General features: G+C 57.3%; 27 protein-coding genes and 1 tRNA gene. 12 read left to right on the top strand and 16 right to left on the bottom strand.

The window, feature by feature from the left end:
• Positions 1-13: 13 nt before the first annotated feature.
• Complete coding sequence (pheS, locus tag Q0775_RS06065) at positions 14-1,087, bottom strand: phenylalanine--tRNA ligase subunit alpha (RefSeq protein WP_298859963.1); 1,074 nt, start codon at positions 1,085-1,087, stop codon at positions 14-16.
• 245 nt (positions 1,088-1,332) lie between these two features.
• Here pheS and Q0775_RS06070 point away from each other — a divergent pair, with 245 nt between their 5' ends.
• The 3 genes from Q0775_RS06070 to Q0775_RS06080 are packed head-to-tail and all read left to right on the top strand — an operon-like array spanning position 1,333 to position 2,045.
• The gene (locus Q0775_RS06070; protein ID WP_298858459.1) at positions 1,333-1,530 is read left to right on the top strand and encodes a hypothetical protein; all 198 of its coding nucleotides are present in this window, start codon (positions 1,333-1,335) and stop codon (positions 1,528-1,530) included.
• Between the two features lie 39 nt (positions 1,531-1,569).
• On the top strand, positions 1,570-1,815 hold the full coding sequence (locus Q0775_RS06075; RefSeq protein ID WP_298858460.1) for a hypothetical protein: 246 nt from the start codon (positions 1,570-1,572) through the stop codon (positions 1,813-1,815).
• The gene (locus Q0775_RS06080; protein WP_298858461.1) at positions 1,812-2,045 is read left to right on the top strand and encodes a hypothetical protein; all 234 of its coding nucleotides are present in this window, start codon (positions 1,812-1,814) and stop codon (positions 2,043-2,045) included. The genes Q0775_RS06075 and Q0775_RS06080 overlap by 4 nt, the downstream gene beginning before the upstream one ends.
• Before the next feature lie 5 nt (positions 2,046-2,050).
• Here Q0775_RS06080 and Q0775_RS06085 read toward each other — a convergent pair whose 3' ends face one another.
• Positions 2,051-2,464, bottom strand: a complete 414-nt coding sequence (locus tag Q0775_RS06085) for a BLUF domain-containing protein (protein ID WP_298858462.1) — start codon at positions 2,462-2,464, stop codon at positions 2,051-2,053.
• A gap of 160 nt (positions 2,465-2,624) precedes the next feature.
• Between Q0775_RS06085 and Q0775_RS06090 the strand changes: the two genes are divergently transcribed.
• Positions 2,625-3,032: a GFA family protein gene (locus tag Q0775_RS06090; RefSeq protein WP_298858463.1), complete on the top strand. Its 408-nt coding sequence runs from the start codon at positions 2,625-2,627 to the stop codon at positions 3,030-3,032.
• Between the two features lie 70 nt (positions 3,033-3,102).
• Here Q0775_RS06090 and rplT read toward each other — a convergent pair whose 3' ends face one another.
• From rplT to pyk, 4 genes are all read right to left on the bottom strand, one after another.
• Positions 3,103-3,468 (bottom strand): 50S ribosomal protein L20, encoded by a 366-nt coding sequence (gene rplT, locus Q0775_RS06095; RefSeq protein WP_298858464.1) that lies wholly within the window; start codon positions 3,466-3,468, stop codon positions 3,103-3,105.
• An 11-nt stretch (positions 3,469-3,479) separates the two neighbouring features.
• Positions 3,480-3,680, bottom strand: a complete 201-nt coding sequence (gene rpmI / locus Q0775_RS06100) for a 50S ribosomal protein L35 (protein ID WP_298858465.1) — start codon at positions 3,678-3,680, stop codon at positions 3,480-3,482.
• A 133-nt stretch (positions 3,681-3,813) separates the two neighbouring features.
• On the bottom strand, positions 3,814-4,038 hold the full coding sequence (locus Q0775_RS06105) for a hypothetical protein (RefSeq protein WP_298858466.1): 225 nt from the start codon (positions 4,036-4,038) through the stop codon (positions 3,814-3,816).
• Between the two features lie 32 nt (positions 4,039-4,070).
• Positions 4,071-5,516: a pyruvate kinase gene (pyk, locus tag Q0775_RS06110; RefSeq protein ID WP_298858467.1), complete on the bottom strand. Its 1,446-nt coding sequence runs from the start codon at positions 5,514-5,516 to the stop codon at positions 4,071-4,073.
• Positions 5,517-5,704: 188 nt separating this feature from the next.
• Here pyk and Q0775_RS06115 point away from each other — a divergent pair, with 188 nt between their 5' ends.
• On the top strand, positions 5,705-6,022 hold the full coding sequence (locus Q0775_RS06115) for a DUF1244 domain-containing protein (protein WP_298858468.1): 318 nt from the start codon (positions 5,705-5,707) through the stop codon (positions 6,020-6,022).
• A 240-nt stretch (positions 6,023-6,262) separates the two neighbouring features.
• Here the strand turns inward: Q0775_RS06115 and Q0775_RS06120 are convergent, their stop codons facing one another.
• The 4 genes from Q0775_RS06120 to dgcN form a co-directional block, all read right to left on the bottom strand.
• A complete protein-coding gene (locus Q0775_RS06120) occupies positions 6,263-6,643 on the bottom strand; it encodes a hypothetical protein (protein ID WP_298858469.1) in 381 nt (126 codons plus the stop codon).
• A gap of 128 nt (positions 6,644-6,771) precedes the next feature.
• Positions 6,772-7,632, bottom strand: coding sequence for a D-amino-acid transaminase (locus tag Q0775_RS06125; protein WP_298858470.1), 861 nt, complete (start codon positions 7,630-7,632; stop codon positions 6,772-6,774).
• 4 nt (positions 7,633-7,636) lie between these two features.
• On the bottom strand, positions 7,637-8,602 hold the full coding sequence (dgcA, locus tag Q0775_RS06130) for an N-acetyl-D-Glu racemase DgcA (RefSeq protein ID WP_298858471.1): 966 nt from the start codon (positions 8,600-8,602) through the stop codon (positions 7,637-7,639).
• A 95-nt stretch (positions 8,603-8,697) separates the two neighbouring features.
• A complete protein-coding gene (gene dgcN / locus Q0775_RS06135; RefSeq protein WP_298858472.1) occupies positions 8,698-9,699 on the bottom strand; it encodes an N-acetyltransferase DgcN in 1,002 nt (333 codons plus the stop codon).
• Between the two features lie 265 nt (positions 9,700-9,964).
• On the opposite strand from dgcN, the gene Q0775_RS06140 reads away from it, so the two are divergent.
• Positions 9,965-10,921: an L-malyl-CoA/beta-methylmalyl-CoA lyase gene (locus Q0775_RS06140; protein WP_298858473.1), complete on the top strand. Its 957-nt coding sequence runs from the start codon at positions 9,965-9,967 to the stop codon at positions 10,919-10,921.
• 68 nt (positions 10,922-10,989) lie between these two features.
• Here Q0775_RS06140 and Q0775_RS06145 read toward each other — a convergent pair whose 3' ends face one another.
• On the bottom strand, positions 10,990-11,121 hold the full coding sequence (locus Q0775_RS06145) for a hypothetical protein (protein ID WP_298858474.1): 132 nt from the start codon (positions 11,119-11,121) through the stop codon (positions 10,990-10,992).
• Between the two features lie 204 nt (positions 11,122-11,325).
• Between Q0775_RS06145 and Q0775_RS06150 the strand changes: the two genes are divergently transcribed.
• The 3 genes from Q0775_RS06150 to Q0775_RS06160 all read left to right on the top strand — a co-directional run bounded on the left by Q0775_RS06150 (position 11,326) and on the right by Q0775_RS06160 (position 13,425).
• Positions 11,326-11,919, top strand: coding sequence for a LysE family translocator (locus Q0775_RS06150; RefSeq protein ID WP_298858475.1), 594 nt, complete (start codon positions 11,326-11,328; stop codon positions 11,917-11,919).
• A gap of 64 nt (positions 11,920-11,983) precedes the next feature.
• On the top strand, positions 11,984-12,946 hold the full coding sequence (locus Q0775_RS06155) for an acetyl-CoA carboxylase carboxyltransferase subunit alpha (protein WP_298858476.1): 963 nt from the start codon (positions 11,984-11,986) through the stop codon (positions 12,944-12,946).
• Positions 12,947-12,993: 47 nt separating this feature from the next.
• Positions 12,994-13,425, top strand: a complete 432-nt coding sequence (locus Q0775_RS06160) for a hypothetical protein (protein ID WP_298858477.1) — start codon at positions 12,994-12,996, stop codon at positions 13,423-13,425.
• Positions 13,426-13,494: 69 nt separating this feature from the next.
• Here the strand turns inward: Q0775_RS06160 and Q0775_RS06165 are convergent, their stop codons facing one another.
• Complete coding sequence (locus Q0775_RS06165; RefSeq protein ID WP_298859965.1) at positions 13,495-14,145, bottom strand: GntR family transcriptional regulator; 651 nt, start codon at positions 14,143-14,145, stop codon at positions 13,495-13,497.
• A gap of 78 nt (positions 14,146-14,223) precedes the next feature.
• The gene (locus Q0775_RS06170; RefSeq protein ID WP_298858478.1) at positions 14,224-14,559 is read right to left on the bottom strand and encodes a DUF3140 domain-containing protein; all 336 of its coding nucleotides are present in this window, start codon (positions 14,557-14,559) and stop codon (positions 14,224-14,226) included.
• Between the two features lie 129 nt (positions 14,560-14,688).
• Between Q0775_RS06170 and Q0775_RS06175 the strand changes: the two genes are divergently transcribed.
• Entirely contained in the window at positions 14,689-15,003 is a 315-nt protein-coding gene (locus Q0775_RS06175; protein WP_298858479.1) for a multidrug efflux SMR transporter, read from the top strand.
• Here the strand turns inward: Q0775_RS06175 and Q0775_RS06180 are convergent.
• Positions 15,000-15,686: a SprT family zinc-dependent metalloprotease gene (locus tag Q0775_RS06180; protein ID WP_298858480.1), complete on the bottom strand. Its 687-nt coding sequence runs from the start codon at positions 15,684-15,686 to the stop codon at positions 15,000-15,002. The two genes, Q0775_RS06175 and Q0775_RS06180, sit on opposite strands and share 4 nt — an antisense overlap.
• A 123-nt stretch (positions 15,687-15,809) precedes the next feature.
• On the opposite strand from Q0775_RS06180, the gene Q0775_RS06185 reads away from it, so the two are divergent.
• Both Q0775_RS06185 and Q0775_RS06190 read left to right on the top strand, forming a co-directional pair.
• Positions 15,810-16,136, top strand: a complete 327-nt coding sequence (locus Q0775_RS06185) for a TIGR02300 family protein (RefSeq protein ID WP_298858481.1) — start codon at positions 15,810-15,812, stop codon at positions 16,134-16,136.
• A gap of 132 nt (positions 16,137-16,268) precedes the next feature.
• Positions 16,269-16,344, top strand: a tRNA-Ala gene (locus Q0775_RS06190).
• A 132-nt stretch (positions 16,345-16,476) separates the two neighbouring features.
• Here Q0775_RS06190 and Q0775_RS06195 read toward each other — a convergent pair.
• Together Q0775_RS06195 and Q0775_RS06200 are read right to left on the bottom strand one after the other, a co-directional pair.
• The gene (locus Q0775_RS06195; protein WP_298858482.1) at positions 16,477-17,736 is read right to left on the bottom strand and encodes a glycerate kinase; all 1,260 of its coding nucleotides are present in this window, start codon (positions 17,734-17,736) and stop codon (positions 16,477-16,479) included.
• Positions 17,733-19,229: a malonyl-CoA synthase gene (locus tag Q0775_RS06200; RefSeq protein WP_298858483.1), complete on the bottom strand. Its 1,497-nt coding sequence runs from the start codon at positions 19,227-19,229 to the stop codon at positions 17,733-17,735. The genes Q0775_RS06195 and Q0775_RS06200 overlap by 4 nt, the downstream gene beginning before the upstream one ends.
• Positions 19,230-19,268: the final 39 nt, after the last annotated feature.

Below are 19,268 nucleotides of genomic sequence, written 5' to 3' on the forward strand. Positions count from 1 at the left end.
CTATAGGAAAAACTCACCTACTCAACCCACCATGCAAATTCGGCTGATCCAAGCTGGCAAACCCATAGTGCCGCAGCCAGCGCAGGTCTGAATCAAAGAACGCGCGCAAATCAGGTATCCCGTATTTCAGCATCGCAATCCGGTCGATCCCCATGCCAAAGGCAAAGCCCTGCCAGATGTCGGGATCAATCCCGCCAGCGGCGAGAACTTTGGGGTGGACCATGCCAGAGCCGAGGACTTCCATCCAACCATCACCCTCACCAATGCGCAGCTGCCCGTCGACCCAAGAGCATTGGATATCCACCTCGGCAGACGGCTCCGTGAACGGAAAGTGCGAGGCGCGGAAACGGGTTTTGATGCCGTCAATCTCGAAGAACGCGGCAAAGAACTCCTCCAGCGTCCATTTCAGGTTCGCCATGGAGATGTCTTTGTCGATCGCCAAGCCCTCAACCTGATGGAACATCGGCGTGTGGGTCTGGTCATAATCGGCACGGTACACACCACCGGGGCAGATGATGCGCAGCGGCGCGCCTTCGGCCTCCATCGTGCGGATTTGCACAGGGGACGTATGCGTGCGCAGGACGTGCGGCGGACGGTTATCCCCCTCGTCCCGCGCCATATAAAATGTGTCCATCTCGGCCCGCGCAGGATGGTGACCCGGGATGTTCAGCGCGTCAAAGTTATACCAATCGGTATCAATGCGCGGCCCCTCGGCCACGGAAAATCCCATCTCGGCAAAGATCGCAGTCAGCTCTTCGGTGACCTGTGACACAGGGTGCAACGTCCCCGCAGGGCGCCCCCGCGACGGCAACGTCACATCAAGCCACTCAGACCGCAAACGCTCATCCAAAGCCGCATCGCCCAACGCAGCCTTCTTCGCCGCCAGCGCCGAGTTAATCTCGTCCTTGAGCGCGTTCAAAGCTGGCCCAGCCACCTGACGCTCCTCAGGGGTCATCTTGCCCAGTTCGCGCATCTTGAGGGCCACTTCGCCCTTCTTGCCAACGGCACCCAGACGGATGTCCTCCAATGCGGCTTCGTCGCTCGCATTTGCAATCTGGCTGAGGTATTTTTGCTTAAGATCGTCCATATCACACGCGTCCTTGAGAATGTCCAAACCTGCTACCAGAACCGCCACCAAACGCAACCCGTCAGCCTGCCCCGACACCCTACTGCGCTCCTCCACGACAAAATTTTCCACCAAATTTCCTGCCAGTGCAGATACTTTTTCCTAAGGGGTGGAAAACGCGCTAGCATGGCACAGGTTATGCGCGGGGAATTTGTGTGCTACGCATCCCCAAGACACAGACAGATAGGGTAAAAATGACACCAGTGATGTACTCACACAGACTTAAAAACGTCCTCCAGCACACCGTGCGGGAACTGGGCCTGACTGTGTCGCTCACCGATGAAAACACGCCTGTGTCCCTCGCCGATAATGAGGCGATGATCCGTGAAACCGCTACAATGCTGGGCATTCAGCTGTCGATTGAGCATGGCGAAAGTGGCACCTACGTGACATTCTTTCCTTGATCTGCCAATTAGGTGTTCTCAGGAAACCGGACTGTATCCATGACTGACAAAAAGACCCAAATCGAAATCCAGCGCTTACGTGCCGCCGGATTTTCGCTGGCCAATGCCGAACGAATGGCCCGTGGCAAACGCGGATCGGGAATGTTTCTCATCATTTGTCTGATTGTCGCGCTTTTTTTGTTGGGTGGAATACTCACCCTCGCCTACGAGCGGTACCGCAGCGCAAACACCACGGTAGAGCAGATACAGATACCCACACTCCAGCAGACGGATGACATCGCATGACACTCGCCTTCATACTTCGATTTATGCTCATTCTTCTGGCGATGCTCGCCGCAGGTGCCGCAGGCTTTGTCTATGCCCGCAACCAGGCAGAGCGGCGCTCGGCCATGCAAATCGCTATGCTGTCATCAGAGATCGGCAAAATGCGTCGGCGCACCGCTCACGCCGAAAGCGAGGCAGAACGCGCCCGCAGCAGGTTCTCGCAAGAGAAACGTCGCAATCGTCGGGCGTAACGCTCTCAGGCCAATTCAACAGAGAGGTCTTGTAACACGTCTAGCAGGCTCTCCACGTTTACCGTCTCGGGGTTCACTTCGTCGGTAGCAAAGTAGCGCAGATAGATCGCACGCGTCTGGTCATCCATTCCCTGATGCAGGCCCATAGACCAGCGCGGGAACATCCGCTCACGCACATCATAACATCCCATTAGGATAATATTGCTGTGCCGCGTGTCACGGGCAATCCGGTGGTACAGCGCCGACACCTCGACGCGTCCCCCTTCAAGCACCTGCAAAAAGTGGTCGCCGTTGTAATGCAACAGACCCGAGACATTCATTCTGCCGTTATTGCGCTGGCACGTCTCGATCAGCTTGTCGATTTCAAGGCTCTCGGACGGGTTCCGTTGGCTGTAATAGACCAGTCGCGTGAGGTTCATGTGCGTATCCGTTCTGACATTTATATCGATTCCGAGGTAACCTAGCACTTCGCAGGGAAAAGCACACATAACAACAGGTGCAAAAACAGTCTGTACATTCAAACTGGACAATGTGCCGCCCCCCCTCGTAGCGTTGCATACCCCAGCAGGAGAAAGCATCATGACGACAACCGGAAAATGTTATTGCGGTGAAATTACTTACACCAGCACCGACGCGCCTGTGTGGCAGGCACAGTGCCACTGCCGCGAGTGCCAGTATATCTCGGGCGGCGGTCCAAATTATTTTATGATGGTCCCTGAAGAAGGATTTTCATACACAAAAGGCACTCCATCACAGTTCACCCGTAGTGATCTGGAGGCCCCGCGCACCCGTGACTTCTGCGGTACCTGCGGCACACATCTGCTCACCCGCTTGCCCGGTCGCCCGCTTCTGGTCCTCAAGGTGGGAACGCTGGACGATCCAAAGGCCTACACAGGCCCAGAGATGGCGATCTTTACCTGTGACAAACAAAGCTTTCATGTCATCGCTGATGGCGTCCCAACAGCAGACAAACTACCGCCCCGTTAACAAGGCCAACAACGAAAAAAGCCGCCCCTTACAGGACGGCCTCTCAATCTCATGGCATCAGTGGCGCATTTTACGCTGCCAGTGACGCCTGTGCCTGCTTCACAATCGCTGTGAAGGATTCCGGCTCGTTCACGGCCAGATCAGCGAGAACTTTGCGGTCAACTTCGATACCGGCAAGGTTCAGACCATTGATAAAGCGTGAATACGTCAGCTCGGCGTCATGTGCGCGAACAGCCGCGTTGATCCGCTGGATCCACAATGCGCGGAAATTGCGCTTGCGATTCTTGCGGTCACGGGTTGCATACTGGTTGGCCTTATCGACGGCCTGACGTGCGACCTTAAAGGTACTCTTGCGGCGGCCATAATAACCTTTGGCTGCTTTGACGACCTTACGGTGACGGGCGTGGGTAACTGTACCACCTTTTGTACGTGACATATCGGCTCTCCTTAGCGGTCGTAGGGCATAAAGCCCTTGATGATCTTGGCATCAGCAGAACAAAGTGTTGTTGTGCCACGTGCGTTGCGCAGGAACTTATTGCTCCGCTTGATCATGCCGTGCTGTTTACCAGCCTGACTCGCGATGACCTTGCCGGTCGCCGAGATCTTGAAGCGCTTTTTAGCGCTCGACTTCGTCTTCATCTTGGGCATTTCTGTCTCCTAATAGTCTACAGTTTAAGCGATGCTCGGCATGCCACTTGAGCCGGCACCGCAGGAATGAAACTGGGCTATAAGATGCACAGCAGTTTAACGCAAGAGGGGATCACCGCCTCCCGTCAGATCCTCAGGGCATGTAGCGTGCAATCACGTTTACAAAAACATCAGGCAGCTGCGCCAGTTGGTATCCACCGGGTTTTCCCTGGATGGCAAACACGATCAGACCTCCCGCAATCAGAATCGTAATTGCAGACGCACGCGGCGCACGCCGGTCCGACAGTGCCGACAAAATCGAGGGGACTGTTAGGGCCGCCAAAACAAGGCCAATAACAAGCGCCAGATCTGAATCCATTATAGGTCTCCGTGTAACAGGTTAATCGAACGTTACTCCGGATCGGCCGCGAAAATCAAACGTTCATCACAGGGGGCAACCCGCAGGATATTGGTACTGCCTGGCACGTTAAACGGCACACCGGCAATCACAACAACATGATCCTGCTCCTCGGCAAAGCCCTCGTTCCGCGCAGCACGCACTGCACTCACTACTGCCTTTTTGAAACGATCCAATTCCTCAGTCAGTACACAATTCACACCCCAGCTGAGTGCCAGACGGCTCGCCGTCCGCTTGAGCGGGGTCAATGCGATGATCGGCACGCGTGGCCGCTCCCGCGCGGTGAGCAATGCAGTGGTTCCTGAATGGGTAAAACAACAGATCGCTTTCACGTCGGTTGTCTCCGCAATCTCGCGCGCTGCCACTACCATCGCATCGGCAATGCCAGAGCGTGACGCGGTGCGGCTCGCCTCTATGATCTGGGTATAAGTGGGGTCGCGCTCCACCTCGATGGCAACATTGTCCATCGTTTTGACTGCCTCAATCGGATAGCTGCCCGCTGCTGATTCCGCCGAGAGCATGACCGCATCCGCACCTTCATAAATCGCTGTTGCCACATCGGACACTTCCGCACGAGTGGGCATCGGGCTCTCGATCATGCTCTCCAACATCTGGGTCGCCACGATCACAGGCTTGCCCACGGCACGACAGCGCCGCACCAGCCGCTTCTGGATCGGCGGTACCGCCGACACAGGAAGCTCGACCCCCAGATCACCCCGCGCCACCATGATTCCGTCACTCACTGCCAGAATATCGTCAAACCGCTCAACCGCAGAAGGTTTCTCGATTTTCGACAGCAGCGCCGCACGGCCCTTAGCCAGCGCCCGCGCCTCTTCCACATCCTCTGGACGCTGGACAAAACTCAGCGCGAGCCAGTCAACACCAAGCTCACAAACGAACTCCAGATCGGCACGGTCCTTATCGCTCAGCGCGGCCAGCGGCAGCACAACGTCAGGCACGTTCACGCCCTTACGGTTGGAGATAGTGCCCCCGATCACAACCTCACATTCCGCGAAATCCGCTCCACAGCGCACAACCTTGAGGCGGATCTTCCCGTCATTCACCAACAAGGAGGACCCTTCCTTTAGAGCTGCAAAAATCTCGGGGTGCGGCAGGCACACACGGCTGACATCGCCCTCGGCAGAGTCAAGATCAAGGCGGAACGCCGCCCCCTCAACCAGTTCCTCACTCTCGGCCGCGAACACCCCCACACGCAGCTTGGGTCCCTGCAAATCCGCCAGAATACAAATGCTCGATCCGGTTTCTTCTTCAACCGCACGGATCATAGCATGTTTGGCGCGAATCTCGTCATGGCTGCCGTGGCTCATGTTGAGGCGAAACACATCCGCACCCGTCTCGTGCAGTAGCTTGATCATCTCATAGGTATCTGACGCAGGCCCAAGGGTCGCTACGATCTTTACATTGCGTTGACGTCTCATTGGGTCGTTCCTTTTAACCAGATTTGGCAAATGTTAGCGCACACATTGCCTATTGATATAGCCATAGCGCCTGACCACCGCCACTAAAACCCGAAAACTGTTTCATTGCGGTGACAGTCTGGCAAAGCACCGATACCATGATCCAGCAATCACACACCCCACTTTAGGTCAAATAAACAGGAGCCCCCATGACAGAGCACACACAACAAGAAATCGAACTTCAGGCCGCCGCATTCCGCCGTTTGCAAAAACATCTGATGGAGGACCGGACCGATGTGCAGAACATCGACATGATGAACCTCACCGGCTTTTGCCGCAACTGCCTGAGCCGCTGGTATCAGGAAGCCGCCGCCGAGAGTGGCGTCGAGATCGGCAAAATGGAAGCGCGCGAGTTGTTCTACGGGATGAGCATGGACGACTGGAAAGCCAACTATCAAACCGATGCGACCGACGGCCAACAAGAGGCGTTCAAGACGGCGTTTGAGGAGAATGTGGGGAAGAAATAGAAGGATGCTGTGGGTCTCGTAGCACGCCAGCATCCGCATCCAGCCCATACTGACAGATGCTTCAGGGCGCATGAATGCCCGCTATCATGAGACCGACCAAAAAACCTTAAACAACTACATGGGTTTTGAACGGGGTTTTTGGCAGCGTGAATTAAGGTGATTTGAAGCTGTTCCAGAAAGGAGGGTTTTTGGAACATATCTGAAGATCTCCAATGCCCGATAAAGCGGCCATTGAAAAAATCAGAGACCGCTCAGAGCCGTAAAGGCAAACCATGTCCAAGCCGCAGACGCCAAAACCACAAAGCGCAGCCAGCCGAAAACCGGCTGGCCCCGACGTTTTTGGTGAACATGGATCGGCCATGCGATTGCACAAGCTATGGTCGGCATGAAAAGCAGCCCTAGAAACATAGCTGCCTCTGCCAAAGCAGCTAGATAGCGAGGATGTGTCCCGACTGTATCGGATGGAGGCGTGAATAAATCTGCAAAGATAACCATTAACAAAACGACACTGGCCGCCAGTGCCACCGTTGCTATGAAGTCCAGATATGTCCCAACTCGTGATGAAATACCCGGCAAACTCTTCTCCTTCAGGATGTAAATAGCGCAATAATTTTCCGGCATCTACCCTCCCAAAAACGACCGTTTTTGAACAATCTCGAAGCAACAATTGGGCGACGAATGTAAAACCTAACTTTGTTCTGCAAAATAGACCCAAAATCGCTCGAATCCCTGCCGCACCGCGACAGCTTTCAAACTGCCGCCTTGCGCATCTCGTCCAGATAAATTTCGCGCAGCCGCAGCGCCACTTTGCCGGGCACACCTTCGCCCAAGGCAACACCGTCAATCTCCACCACAGGCATCACAAACGCACTGGCCGAGGTGGTAAACGCCTCATCCGCCGCTTGCGCTTCCTCGATGGTAAAGGACCGCTCCTCGACTTCCATCTGCGCCTCACGCGCAAACCGCAGCACAGCCGCCCGCGTAATCCCGTGCAAAATTTCCGTCCCCAGATGCCGTGTGATGATACGGTTGCCCTTCACGATATAGGCGTTGTTTGATGTCCCCTCGGTCACCATCCCGTCTTCAACCATCCACGCATCATCGCATCCGGCCTTCTTGGCCATCATCTTGCCCATCGACGGATAGAGTAGTTGCACCGTCTTGATGTCACGCCGCCCCCACCGGATATCCTCAATGGAAATCACCTTGGAGCCACGCTTCGCCGCAGGGCTGTCCGCCAGTCCGGGCTTGTTCTGCGTGAACAACACAATCGTAGGCTCTGTCGTCTCGGGATCAGGGAAGGCAAAATCACGATCCCCATCCGACCCGCGCGTAACCTGCAAATAGATCAACCCTTCGTCAATCTCGTTCACCCGAACCAACTCGCGGTGCACCTCCAGCAAATCCTCCTTGGAGATCGGATTGCGCATATCCAATTCACCCAACGAGCGTTCCAACCGCACAGAGTGTCCCTCAAAATCGATCAGCTTGCCGTCCAGCACCGATGTCACTTCATACACACCATCCGCCATCAGAAACCCGCGATCAAAGATCGACACAGTGGCTTCATTCTCCGGCATATACTGCCCGTTCACATATACTGTCCGCATGTCTTTACCCCCACAATGCACGGGATGGTGGATGCACCCCCGCCGCGTCAAATTTCAATGGCTCGGCCCTGTCTTCGGCCAACAACAACGGCCCGTCAAGGTCCACGTAAGGCATCCCCTGCGCCACTAATACCGCAGGGGCCATCGCAAGCGACGACCCCACCATACAGCCAACCATCACATCATACCCCTGCGCCAGTGCTTCCTCACGCAGTGCCAAGGCCTCGGTTAAACCGCCCGTCTTATCCAGTTTGATATTAACCACATCGTACTTACCCTTCAGGCTCGGCAAACTCCCTCGATCATGGCAGCTCTCGTCCGCACAAACAGGCACAGGCCGCGCCATGCCGATCAACGCATCATCGTCACCCGCAGGCAACGGCTGCTCCACCAACGCCACCCCAAGCCGCACCAGATGCGGCGCCAGATCAGCATAAACCTCTGCCGACCAGCCCTCATTTGCATCCACAATAATCGTGCTCTCAGGCGCACCCGCACGCACCGCCTCAAGACGCGGCATATCATCGGGCGTGCCCAGCTTGATCTTCAACAAGGGACGAAACGCATGTTCCGCCGCTTGGCGTTGCATCGCCTCTGGCGTGTCCAACGACAGCGTATAAGCCGTAATCTCGGGCTTCAAAGGCGCCAGCCCCGCCAACTCCCAAACAGCTTTGCCAGACTGCTTCGCCTCCAGATCCCACAACGCACAATCAACCGCATTCCGCGCCGCCCCCGCGGGCAACAAATCATAGAGGTCCGCCCGCGTCACAGGCCCAGACAGCCCTTCAATCTGCGCCGTCACAGATTCAAGCGTTTCACCATACCGCGCATAGGGGACACATTCCCCCATGCCCACAGCACCACCATCGCTGATGCGCACTGTCAGCACCTTGGCCTCCGTCCGCGATCCCCGCGAGATGGTAAACACCTGCGCCAGCCGAAACACATCTGCCGTCACTTCAATCCGCATACTGCCCTCACAAATCGCACGCAGACCTTACAGCCCGCATTGCTTCTTTATTTTGCCCTTAAACCCAATCCCGCACCCTCAACAGATGCGACAGATCAAATCGCTTCCAGCGCCTCCGCCAAACGCTCCGCACCAAAGCGGAAAGGATCAACCGCAGGAATACCCATATCAGCTTCAACTTTAGCCAGATACGCCTTCGCCTCATCCTCTCCCATGTGTTGCGTGTTGATCGCAGCCCCCACAACCACACAGGCAGGGTTCGCAACCCGCGCCAGCGTCAGCGCCACATCACGGATCGCCTCCATGCTCGGCACCTTATAATCTGGCAAACCGCGCATATGCTCCCGCGTCGGCTCATGACAGATGATCAGTGCATCAGGCTGTCCCCCATGAATCAACGCCAGCGTCACACCGGAGTAGCTCACATGCATCAGGCTGCCCTGGCCTTCGATCACATCCCAGTGATCAGGGTCATTATCAGGCGTCAGATATTCGATCGACCCCGCCATAAAATCCGCCACAACAGCATCAAGCGGCACACCATCACCCGTGATCAAAATCCCGGTCTGTCCCGTCGCGCGGAACGTGCTTTTCATACCGCGTGCCTGCATCGCCTTATCCAGCGCCAGCGCCGTGTACATCTTACCGACAGAGCAGTCGGTCCCAACAGCCAGCACCCGCTTGCCCGTCCGCTTCACACCATTGGCAATCGGATACTCGACCGTCGGAATCCGCACGTCATGCAAGGTGCGCCCCTTGTCCGCCGCCACAGCCACCAGTTCCTCGTCATCACTCAGCAGGTTGTGCAAACCCGAGGCCAGATCATACCCCATGCCCAGCGCCTCGATCAGCACCTCTTTCCACGCCTGCGAGATATAGCCACCACGGTTCGCAACCCCGATCACCAGCGTCTTGGCGCCCTTGGCCTTGGCATGGGCCAGTGTCAGATCCTCCAACCCAAGATCAGCTTTGCAGCCCTCCATCCTTAGTTGCCCTACAGCGTTCTCGGGACGCCAGTCTTTGATCCCCTGCGCCACTTTTGCCGACAACTGGTCAGGCGCATCGCCAAGGAACAGCAGGTAAGGTGTCTGGATCATGGGTCGATTCTCCGATTAAATATGCGTTAGCGCCAGATTGCGCCAAAACCCCCGCAATTCAATCGCGTATCCGCGCATAGCCCCCAACTGGGCGCAAGAATATCCGAGAACTGGACTTATTTGCGCAACATTTTTGCGCAAAGCTTCACACTCGCAAGCATTAGAGGAATGCTGCACCTGCAAAAAGACCTTGCAGCGCTTGGCGTAACTTTATAACTCACAACGGCAATTATACGACATTTTATGTCTCGAAAGGATCACTGTAATGAGCTTCCGCCTCCAGCCAACACCCCCCGCACGCCCCAACCGCTGTCAGCTTTTCGGCCCGGGCTCCAACACCAAGCTCTTTGCAAAAATGGCCGCCTCTGCCGCTGACGTCATCAACCTCGACCTCGAAGACAGCGTCGCCCCCAACGACAAAGACATGGCCCGCGCCAATGTGATCGAAGCGATCAACACCGTCGATTGGGGCAACAAAACCCTCTCCGTGCGCATCAATAGCCTCGACACTCCTTACTGGTACCGCGATGTTGTGGACCTGCTGGAGCAAGCCTCCGAGCGTCTGGACCAGATCATGATTCCCAAAGTAGGTTGCGCCGAAGATGTCTATGCCGTCGACGCACTTGTCTCTGCAATCGAGGCCGCAAAAGGCCGCAAAAAACGCATCGCATTCGAAGTCATCATCGAGAGCGCCGCAGGCATCGCCCATGTTGAGGCAATCGCCGCCTCCTCGCCGCGCTTGGAAGCAATGAGCCTCGGGGCCGCAGATTTCGCCGCCTCTATGGGCATGCAAACCACAGGCATCGGTGGCACACAGGAAAACTATTACATGCTGCACGACGGCCAGAAACACTGGTCCGATCCATGGCACTGGGCACAAACCGCAATCGTCGCCGCCTGCCGCACCCATGGCATCCTGCCCGTGGACGGCCCCTTCGGTGACTTCTCCGATGATGAGGGATGCCGCGCTCAGGCACGCCGCTCCGCCACGCTCGGCATGGTCGGCAAATGGGCAATCCACCCCAAACAAATCGCCATCAGCAACGAAGTGTTCACCCCGTCGGAGGAAGCTGTCACCGAAGCCCGCGAAATCCTCGCCGCAATGGAAACTGCAAAGGCCAATGGCGAAGGCGCCACAGTCTACAAAGGCCGCTTGGTCGATATCGCCTCAATCAAGCAAGCCGAAGTGATTGTGCGCCAGTCCGAGATGATAGCAGGCTAAGACCACTCCCCAAAACGACAAAAAGGCCCGCTATTTCTGCGGGCCTTTTTCATGTGTGCTTTCGGGTATCAGGAAAGATCAGTGAAAACTGGCAAATCGCGCATTTTACTATCCTGCGAGAAATCTACCTTCGCCATGTAGAGCGCGATCCCGACAATCGTTCCAAGCAATCCAACCAGCACATAATTAACCAACGTCATATTTAGCCACCTTTGAAACACATTCTCGCCACATTCAGACCAGCACCTAACCGAGGATACAAGCAAACGGCTCGAAACAGTCTGTTTCGACATCCTTACCGATCCTAGTTCTACCCAGACGAGAAAGATTGTTTCCACGCTGGCGTCGCCGTTAAGGAGAAATTAACAATTTCAACCCGTCAGCTTTTCGCGCAAACCATACGTATGAATTTTGAAACCCTTACCGCCCTCACCCTCTTCGCCTTTGTCAGCTCCTCCACACCGGGACCGAACAACCTGATGCTGATGGCCTCGGGCGCAAACTTTGGCTTTATCCGCTCGATCCCTCATATGCTGGGTATCTCCGTAGGGTTCATGATGATGATGTTCGCCGTGGGTGCAGGCCTTGTGCAAATCTTTGACCGCTTTCCTGTGATCTATGACGTGCTCAAAGGGGCCAGCGTGGTATATATGCTCTGGCTTGCATGGAAAATCGCCAACGCAGCCCCGATCACGAAAAACGCACTGGCAGGCAATCCAATGACCTTCCTCCAGGCCGCCGCTTTCCAGTGGGTAAATCCCAAAGCATGGGCAATGGCCCTCACTGCGATCACCGTCTACGTAGGGGATGCCTCCATCCTTTGGTTGGGCTTAGGCGCCTTGGTGTTTGCCATCGTTAATCTGCCTTCGGTTTCCATCTGGACCATTGCGGGCCAGCAGATGCAGCGCTTACTGACCAATCCCCGCCGCCTGCGCATCTACAATTGGACCATGGCCGCGCTGCTCGTCGCCTCCCTCTACCCTGTGCTCGGCCTTTGAGTCCCGTTGCATCGCGCCGCGTTCACCGCCATATAAGGCGCAACATCAGTGCGGAGCGCATCACATGACCCAGTATATGGATTTCGAAAAACCCCTCGCCGAAATCGAGGGAAAAGCCGAAGAACTGCGTGCCATGGCGCGGCGCGACCCTGACACCGACATGACCGCAGAGGCAAAAGCGCTCGACGCAAAAGCCGCTAAAATGCTGGACGATCTCTATAAAAACCTCACCCCATGGCGCAAATGTCAGGTGGCCCGGCACCCCGACCGCCCCCATTGCAAAGACTACATCGAGGCGCTCTTTACCGAATACACGCCCCTCGCAGGGGATCGTAACTTCGCCGATGATCACGCGGTCATGGGGGGCCTTGCACGATTCAATGACAAACCGGTGATGGTCATCGGCCACGAAAAAGGCAACGATACCAAATCACGCATCGAGCGGAATTTCGGCATGGCCCGACCAGAGGGTTACCGCAAGGCCGTGCGCCTGATGGAAATGGCCCATCGCTTTGGCCTTCCCGTGATTACCCTCGTTGACACTCCCGGTGCCTACCCCGGCAAAGGTGCGGAAGAACGCGGCCAGTCCGAGGCCATCGCCCGCGCCACCCAGAAATGCCTTGAGATCGGCGTGCCCCTCGTCAGCGTCATCATCGGTGAAGGTGGCTCAGGCGGCGCTGTTGCATTTGCAACCGCCAACCGCGTGGCGATGCTGGAACACTCCGTCTATTCTGTGATCTCTCCCGAAGGCTGCGCCTCCATCCTATGGAAAGATGCCGAGAAAATGCGCGAAGCCGCAGAAGCTTTGCGCCTCACCGCACAAGATCTCAAACAACTCGGCGTAAACGATCGCATCATTCCAGAGCCTAAAGGCGGCGCTCACCGCGACCCCCAAACCGCCATCGCTGCAGTCTCCGAGGCCATCACAGAGATGCTCAAATCGCTTGAGGGCAAAGACCCGAAGGCCCTGATAAAAGACCGCCGCGAGAAATACCTCGATATGGGCGACCGCGGGTTAGCCGCCTGATCACCCTCTATCCCATCGCCACAAATTTGGCTGGCGCGCTCACCATCATGACGCGCCCGCAAGTTCTGCCTGACGACATCAAGACTGCGCGTGCCGCTGGCATCACCACCATAATCTCCCTGCTGGAACCAGACGAGGCCGCCAAAATCGGCCTTCAGGATGAGCCCGCCGCCTGCGCCGCAAACGGCATTACTTTCCTAGACCACCCCATCCGCGACATGCACCTGCCAGAGCCCGCAGCTTTCACAGCATTCGCCGCAACAATCGCGAACCGCATCCAAGACGGCGAACACGCAGCCCTTCATTGCTATGCCAGCATCGGCCGCTCGGGCATGCTCACCTGCGCCATCCTCGCCCATTTCGGCTTTGACGCGGAAGCCGCCCTCGCCCACACAAGCAAGATGCGCGGAACAGAAGTTCCAGACACACACGCGCAAGCCTCCTTCATCCATCAAATAATGGTGGGTAAGGCCAGCTGATCCAGCTCCCGCATCTCTATTTTGCCAATAACTCAATCCCGCGCTCACAAACCGCGTAAGCCCTAACCGTCAGCTCGCAAGCATCCGCAGTCCCTGCGTCACATCCGACCGCACAGCCAGCCGCAACCCCGGCTCATCCCCAGCCCGCAGCGCCGCAATGATCAAACGGTGAAACTGCGGCGGCTCCGTCCTGCGTAATCGTCCATAAAGCGCACGCATCGTCGGTCCCATCTGCAACCAGACAGTCTCGGCCATGGCAAGCATCGCAGGCGCTTGGGCACGCAGATAAAGCGTGCGGTGGAATTCCAGATTTGTGCGGATGTAGCTGACTGCATCACGCTGCGCGACGGCCTCCGCGACTTTCACGTTGATGTTCTGCAACCGCTCAATTAGCGCCAGATGCGCACGCGGCAGCGCACGGCTCGCCAGTTCCACCTCGATCAATGCCCTAAGCGCCGCCAACTCCTCGATCCGCTCATTGCTCAACAATGGCGTCGAGATGCGCCCCGAGTTCGACATACTCAGCGCGCCTTCCGCGACCAACCGCCGCACCGACTCACGCGCGGGTGTCATTGAAACTTCGTATTCTTTTCCCAGGCCGCGCAGTGTGAGCGCCTGACCAGGCGGAATATCTCCATGCATGATACGAGACCGCAAATGGCGGTACACCCGATCATGGGCAAGCGGAGCGGGGTCAATAGGACGGGCGGTCAAACTCATACCGCTTGTGTGATCACAAATTTTCCCTGCGTCAACCACCCTGCCATGCGCAGCTGTCACTTCTTCCATGCGCAGCTGTCACTTCTTCGGATCATGCCCCCAGTTCATCAACGAATAGCGCCAGTCGGAATGCTCCATATCCTCTTCAGGCCCCCCTTGGGACAAATGCCGTTTGATATAACCAACAACCGTGGCCATGTGGTCCCACTGATCCTCCGTCAGATTGTCCTTGTTGGTTCGCTTGATTTTCACAATCCGCCGCCCCGATTTATGGCCAGTCGATTCACCGCTGTCACTATCCCCGACCGAACGTGATTCGTCCGTCTCCAACCACTCTTCGATCTCCTGCGGTGCCATATTGACGAGATCGCGCCACTCGTCCCAAATTTGCTCATGTGATTTCGATGATGACATATCTTACTCCTTGGTTTCGCAGTACCAACGCTGCACGGACCAATATCGTTCGCTTCTCGCTGTTGCACCTTTGGCGAAATCCGCTCCACAGACGATACTCTTCGCAATCCTCTGGTAAAGGACCACAAAATGAACCCATGGATCATTCTGATCATTGCAGGCCTCTTCGAAGTTGTTTGGGCAGTTTCAATGAAAGCCTCCGATGGCTTCACCAATACGGTGCCCAGCATCATCACGGGCATCGCTGCCTTTATCAGCTTCTGGCTGCTGGCCATCGCAATGAAAGAACTCCCGCTCGGCACGGCCTATGTGGTCTGGGTCGGCATCGGTGCAATTGGCGCGGCAGTATTTGGAATCATAATGTTCGGTGACGCGGTGACAGCACTGCGAATCGCAGGCATCGCACTGGTTGCCGCAGGGATCGCAGCACTCAAATTCGCCTAGAACTTGTAACGGTGCAATGTGCTGCCGTGCGTGCGCAACCATCCGCGCGCGGCGGCATAATCCCCGTAAATCCGCGTCACCTCGTCCCAAAACGCCTGCGAGTGATTCATCTGCGCCAAATGGGCCACTTCATGCGCCGCGACATAGTCCAGCACTTCTGGTGGAGCCATTATCAATCGCCACGAGTACATGAGCCCCCCATCCGAGGTGCACGATCCCCAGCGCGAGCGTGTGTCGCGCAAACTCAGACGACTATAAGACCGCCCCAAACGCGCAGCGTAATCATCGCTCGCCCCGGCCAGTCTGTCGCGGGCAATCTCTTTGAGGTGTGCGCCAAGTCGCTTGCTTACGCGCTCGGCAGGCCCGGGAACAAATATTCCTTCGGGTGTGATCTGCACGCGACGCCCCGTGCCAGACACCACTGGATACATCTTCCCTGCCAGTGGCAACTCGCTGCCGATTCCAACAGTCTCGTCTTCGCCCCGCGCCTCCAGATGCTTGCGAATCCATCCCTCCTTGCTGCGCGCAAAATCCATTGCTTCGCGTTCCGCCAGCCGTTTTGGCATGGTCAACGTAACTCGCCCGTCCAGTTGGCTGATGCGCAACGAGATGCGCTTTGCCTGCGCAGAGCGCCGCAAGATCAAGGGAATCGGCGGATTGCCGGGTAAATGCGGATCGGACATGGAAGGCTCTTGGCTAAGGGACAATAGGCTTAGGGCTGGACAGCATGCCCTGCATATGGCACTTGGCCATGAAACTGAATACACATCATCTAGACACAACACCAAGTATCAAAGGGGAAATCCATGCCCAACGAAGAATGGGGAACCAAGCGCCTGTGCCCCACCACGGGCAAGCGTTTCTACGACCTGAACAAAAACCCGATCATCAGCCCCTACACGGGCGAAGTCGTGGAAGTAGACCAGTCCAAATCCCGCATGATTGCCGCTGACGCGGAAGATGCAGCCACAGCAAAAGCAAAAGCATCCGAGGTAAAAGACGAAGACGATCTCGTAGATGACGAAGATGTTGACGTGGATCTGGACGACGATCTGCTGGACGACGACGAAGACGATGATGATACTGTTCCGCTCGAAGAGATCGCTGACGTAGCATCAAACGACGACGACTAAAAACGCTGTGGCGGGCGCATGCGTTTTTCGCTTGATCCCGCCGCCGCGAGTGCCTAGTACACGGCGCATCGGGTCCATTGGATCCACACCAGACACTCGGAAACGGGTGGACCAAACCACGCTTGCGTGATTGGGGCATTAGCTCAGCTGGGAGAGCGCCTGCATGGCATGCAGGAGGTCAGCGGTTCGATCCCGCTATGCTCCACCAAGCGCTTTTACGTAGTAAAAGCGCGAAGCCACGGCAGGGTATTCGTGAAACGAATGTCCCGAGAGTGGCAAGGCCTTCAAAAACCCTTCAACTGATTTCAGTTCCTATCAAACTCGGCTCGACAGCCGCCCCTCACTCCTCAATCAATACCGCCCGAAAATCATTCACATTCGTCCCGGTCGGTCCCGTCACAAACAAACTGCCCGCAGCGTCAAACGCGCCCCACGCATCATTGCGCCTCTGTGCATCCGCAGGGTCCACGCCCGCCGCCCGCATGACCGCAGCCGTGCCGCCATCTGCAAACGCCCCAGCATTATCCTCTGACCCGTCAATCCCGTCCGTATCCGCCGCCAGCGCCGTGATCCCACCAACCCCGTCGATTGCCTGAGCAAAGCCCAGAAGGAACGCCGTGTTCCGCCCGCCGCGCCCGTCCTTATGGCGCAAGGTCACTGTCGTCTCGCCACCCGACAGGATCACAACAGGCGCCTTGAACGGGCGCCCCTGCGCCTTAACTTCCCGCGCAATCGCAGCATGCATCTGGCCAATGACCTCCGCCTCGCCCTCAATCGCATCCGACAGGATCACCGCAGGAACGCCTGCCGCCTCCGCATTCGCTGCCGCCGCCTCCAGCGATAGACGCGCCGAAGCGATCACCCGCACTTCATGCCCCGCAAAAACTGCATCATCAGGGTGCGGCGCATCGGCAAGCTTGGCCAGCACCGCCTCAGGCACCGCAATCCCCCGCGCCGCAATCATCGCACGCGCATCGCTCAAACTCACCGCATCAGGCACTGTGGGGCCAGACGCCACCTGCGCAGGATCATCGCCGGGCACATCCGAGACCACCAGGCTCAGCACACGCGCCGGATGGGCCGCCGCTGCCAGCCTTCCACCCTTGATCCCGCTCGCATGTTTGCGGATCGCATTCATCACACCAATCGGCGCACCAGACGCCAACAGCACCTCGTTCAGCCCCTGCTCATCCCCCAGCGTCAAGCTATCAGGCGGACAGGGCAGCAGCGCCGACCCACCGCCACACATCAAAGCCACCACCAAATCATCAGGTCCCAAACCGCGTACCGCCTCAAACAACGCCGCCATCGCCGCCAGACCCGCAGCGTCAGGCACAGGATGCGCGGCCTCCATCACGCGGATGGACTTTGTCTCACAACCATAGCCATAGCGCGTGACGACAACCCCCTCGCACACGCCGTCCCACAACTCCTCAAACGCCGCCGCCAGTTGTGCCGCACCTTTGCCAGCCCCCACAACAACCAACCGCCCCTTGGGCCGCTCAGGCATATTCGGGCGCAGCGCCGCCTTGGCATCTGCCGCCTCAACGGCTGCCTCGAACAACCCCGTCAGAAACGCCCGTTTTGCTGGGTCAATCATCCGCCATACTCCGCACGCAACGCGACCTTCTGCACCTTACCCATTGTATTGCGCGGCAGCTCCTCCACAATGCGGTACTCCCGCGGCTGCTTGAACCGCGCCAGCGCCATGCCCACCGCCGCCTTTACTGCGTCCAGATCAACCTGCGCGCCAGCCTGCGGCACCAACACCGCGAGCGGCACCTCCCCCAGATCAGCATGGGGAATGCCCACAACAGCACTCTCCATCACACCGTCCTGTGCATCCAACACCAACTCCAACTCTTTAGGATAGATGTTATAGCCGCCCGAAATGATCAGGTCCTTGCCGCGCCCGACGATGGTAACATAGCCCGCTTCGTCCTGCACCCCCAGATCACCCGTGATGAAAAATCCGTCCTCACGCATCTCTTCGGCTGTCTTTTCGGGCATGTTCCAATAGCCGGCAAAAACATTGTCACCGCGCACTTCAACCACACCTGTCTCGCCACGGGGCAGCTCAACGCCGTCCGCATCCGCCACCCGCAACTCCACATCAGGCAAAGGCAGGCCCACCGTTCCCGCGCGCCGCTCGCCTGCGTAAGGGTTGGACGTGTTCATATTCGTCTCCGTCATGCCATAGCGTTCCAGAATACGGTGGCCCGTCCGCGCCTCAAACGCCACATGCGTATCCGCGAGCAGCGGCGCAGAGCCCGAGATAAACAGCCGCATATTCGCTGTCAGATCACGGTCAAACCGCGCATCATCCAACAGCCGTGTATAGAATGTCGGCACGCCCATCATCGCAGTCGCCCGCGGCATCCAGTCAATCAACTGATCCACATCCAGCTTCGGCATAAACACCATCGCTCCCCCCGCGATCAGCATCACGTTCGTCGCTACGAACAGGCCATGCGTGTGAAAAATCGGCAGCGCATGGAGCAACACGTCATCGCTCGTAAACCGCCACAACTCTGTCAGCGTCGCAGCGTTGGAAATCAGGTTCTTCTGCGTCAGCATCGCCCCCTTGGACCGTCCCGTCGTGCCCGAAGTATACAGGAACGCCGCCAGATCATCCTCATCCCGCGCCACAGTCTCGAACGTCTCGTCCTGCCCATCCGCCGCGTCGCTTAAACTGCCGCCCGCACTGCTCAGCGTGGCAAACACCGCACCAGACGCATCCGCCACGGTACGTAATTCATCCTCCCGCGCAGGATCGCCCACCAACAACGCCGCCCCACTATCGCCCACAAAATAGGACAGCTCCGCACCCGTATAAGCCGTGTTCAGTGGCAGAAAAATCGCCCCCATCTGCGCACAAGCAGCATAAAGCGCCAGCATGTCAGGGCATTTCTCGACCTGAACCGCCACGCGGTCCCCAGCCTTTACACCCATGCCCCGCACCGCATGGGCCAGCTGCGCCGCACGCCGCACGAACGCATCATGCGTTATCACACCCCCCTCGGGCAGATGCAAAAAAACCGTGTCCTTACCCGCATGGGGTGCAAACATCGTATCATAAAGCGGGTTATTCATGTCGGGACCTCTGTGCTGTTTCCAACACCCTAGCCCAGC

Source organism: uncultured Sulfitobacter sp. (genome assembly GCF_947499945.1).
In the GTDB taxonomy this organism is placed as follows: Bacteria; Pseudomonadota; Alphaproteobacteria; order Rhodobacterales; family Rhodobacteraceae; genus Sulfitobacter.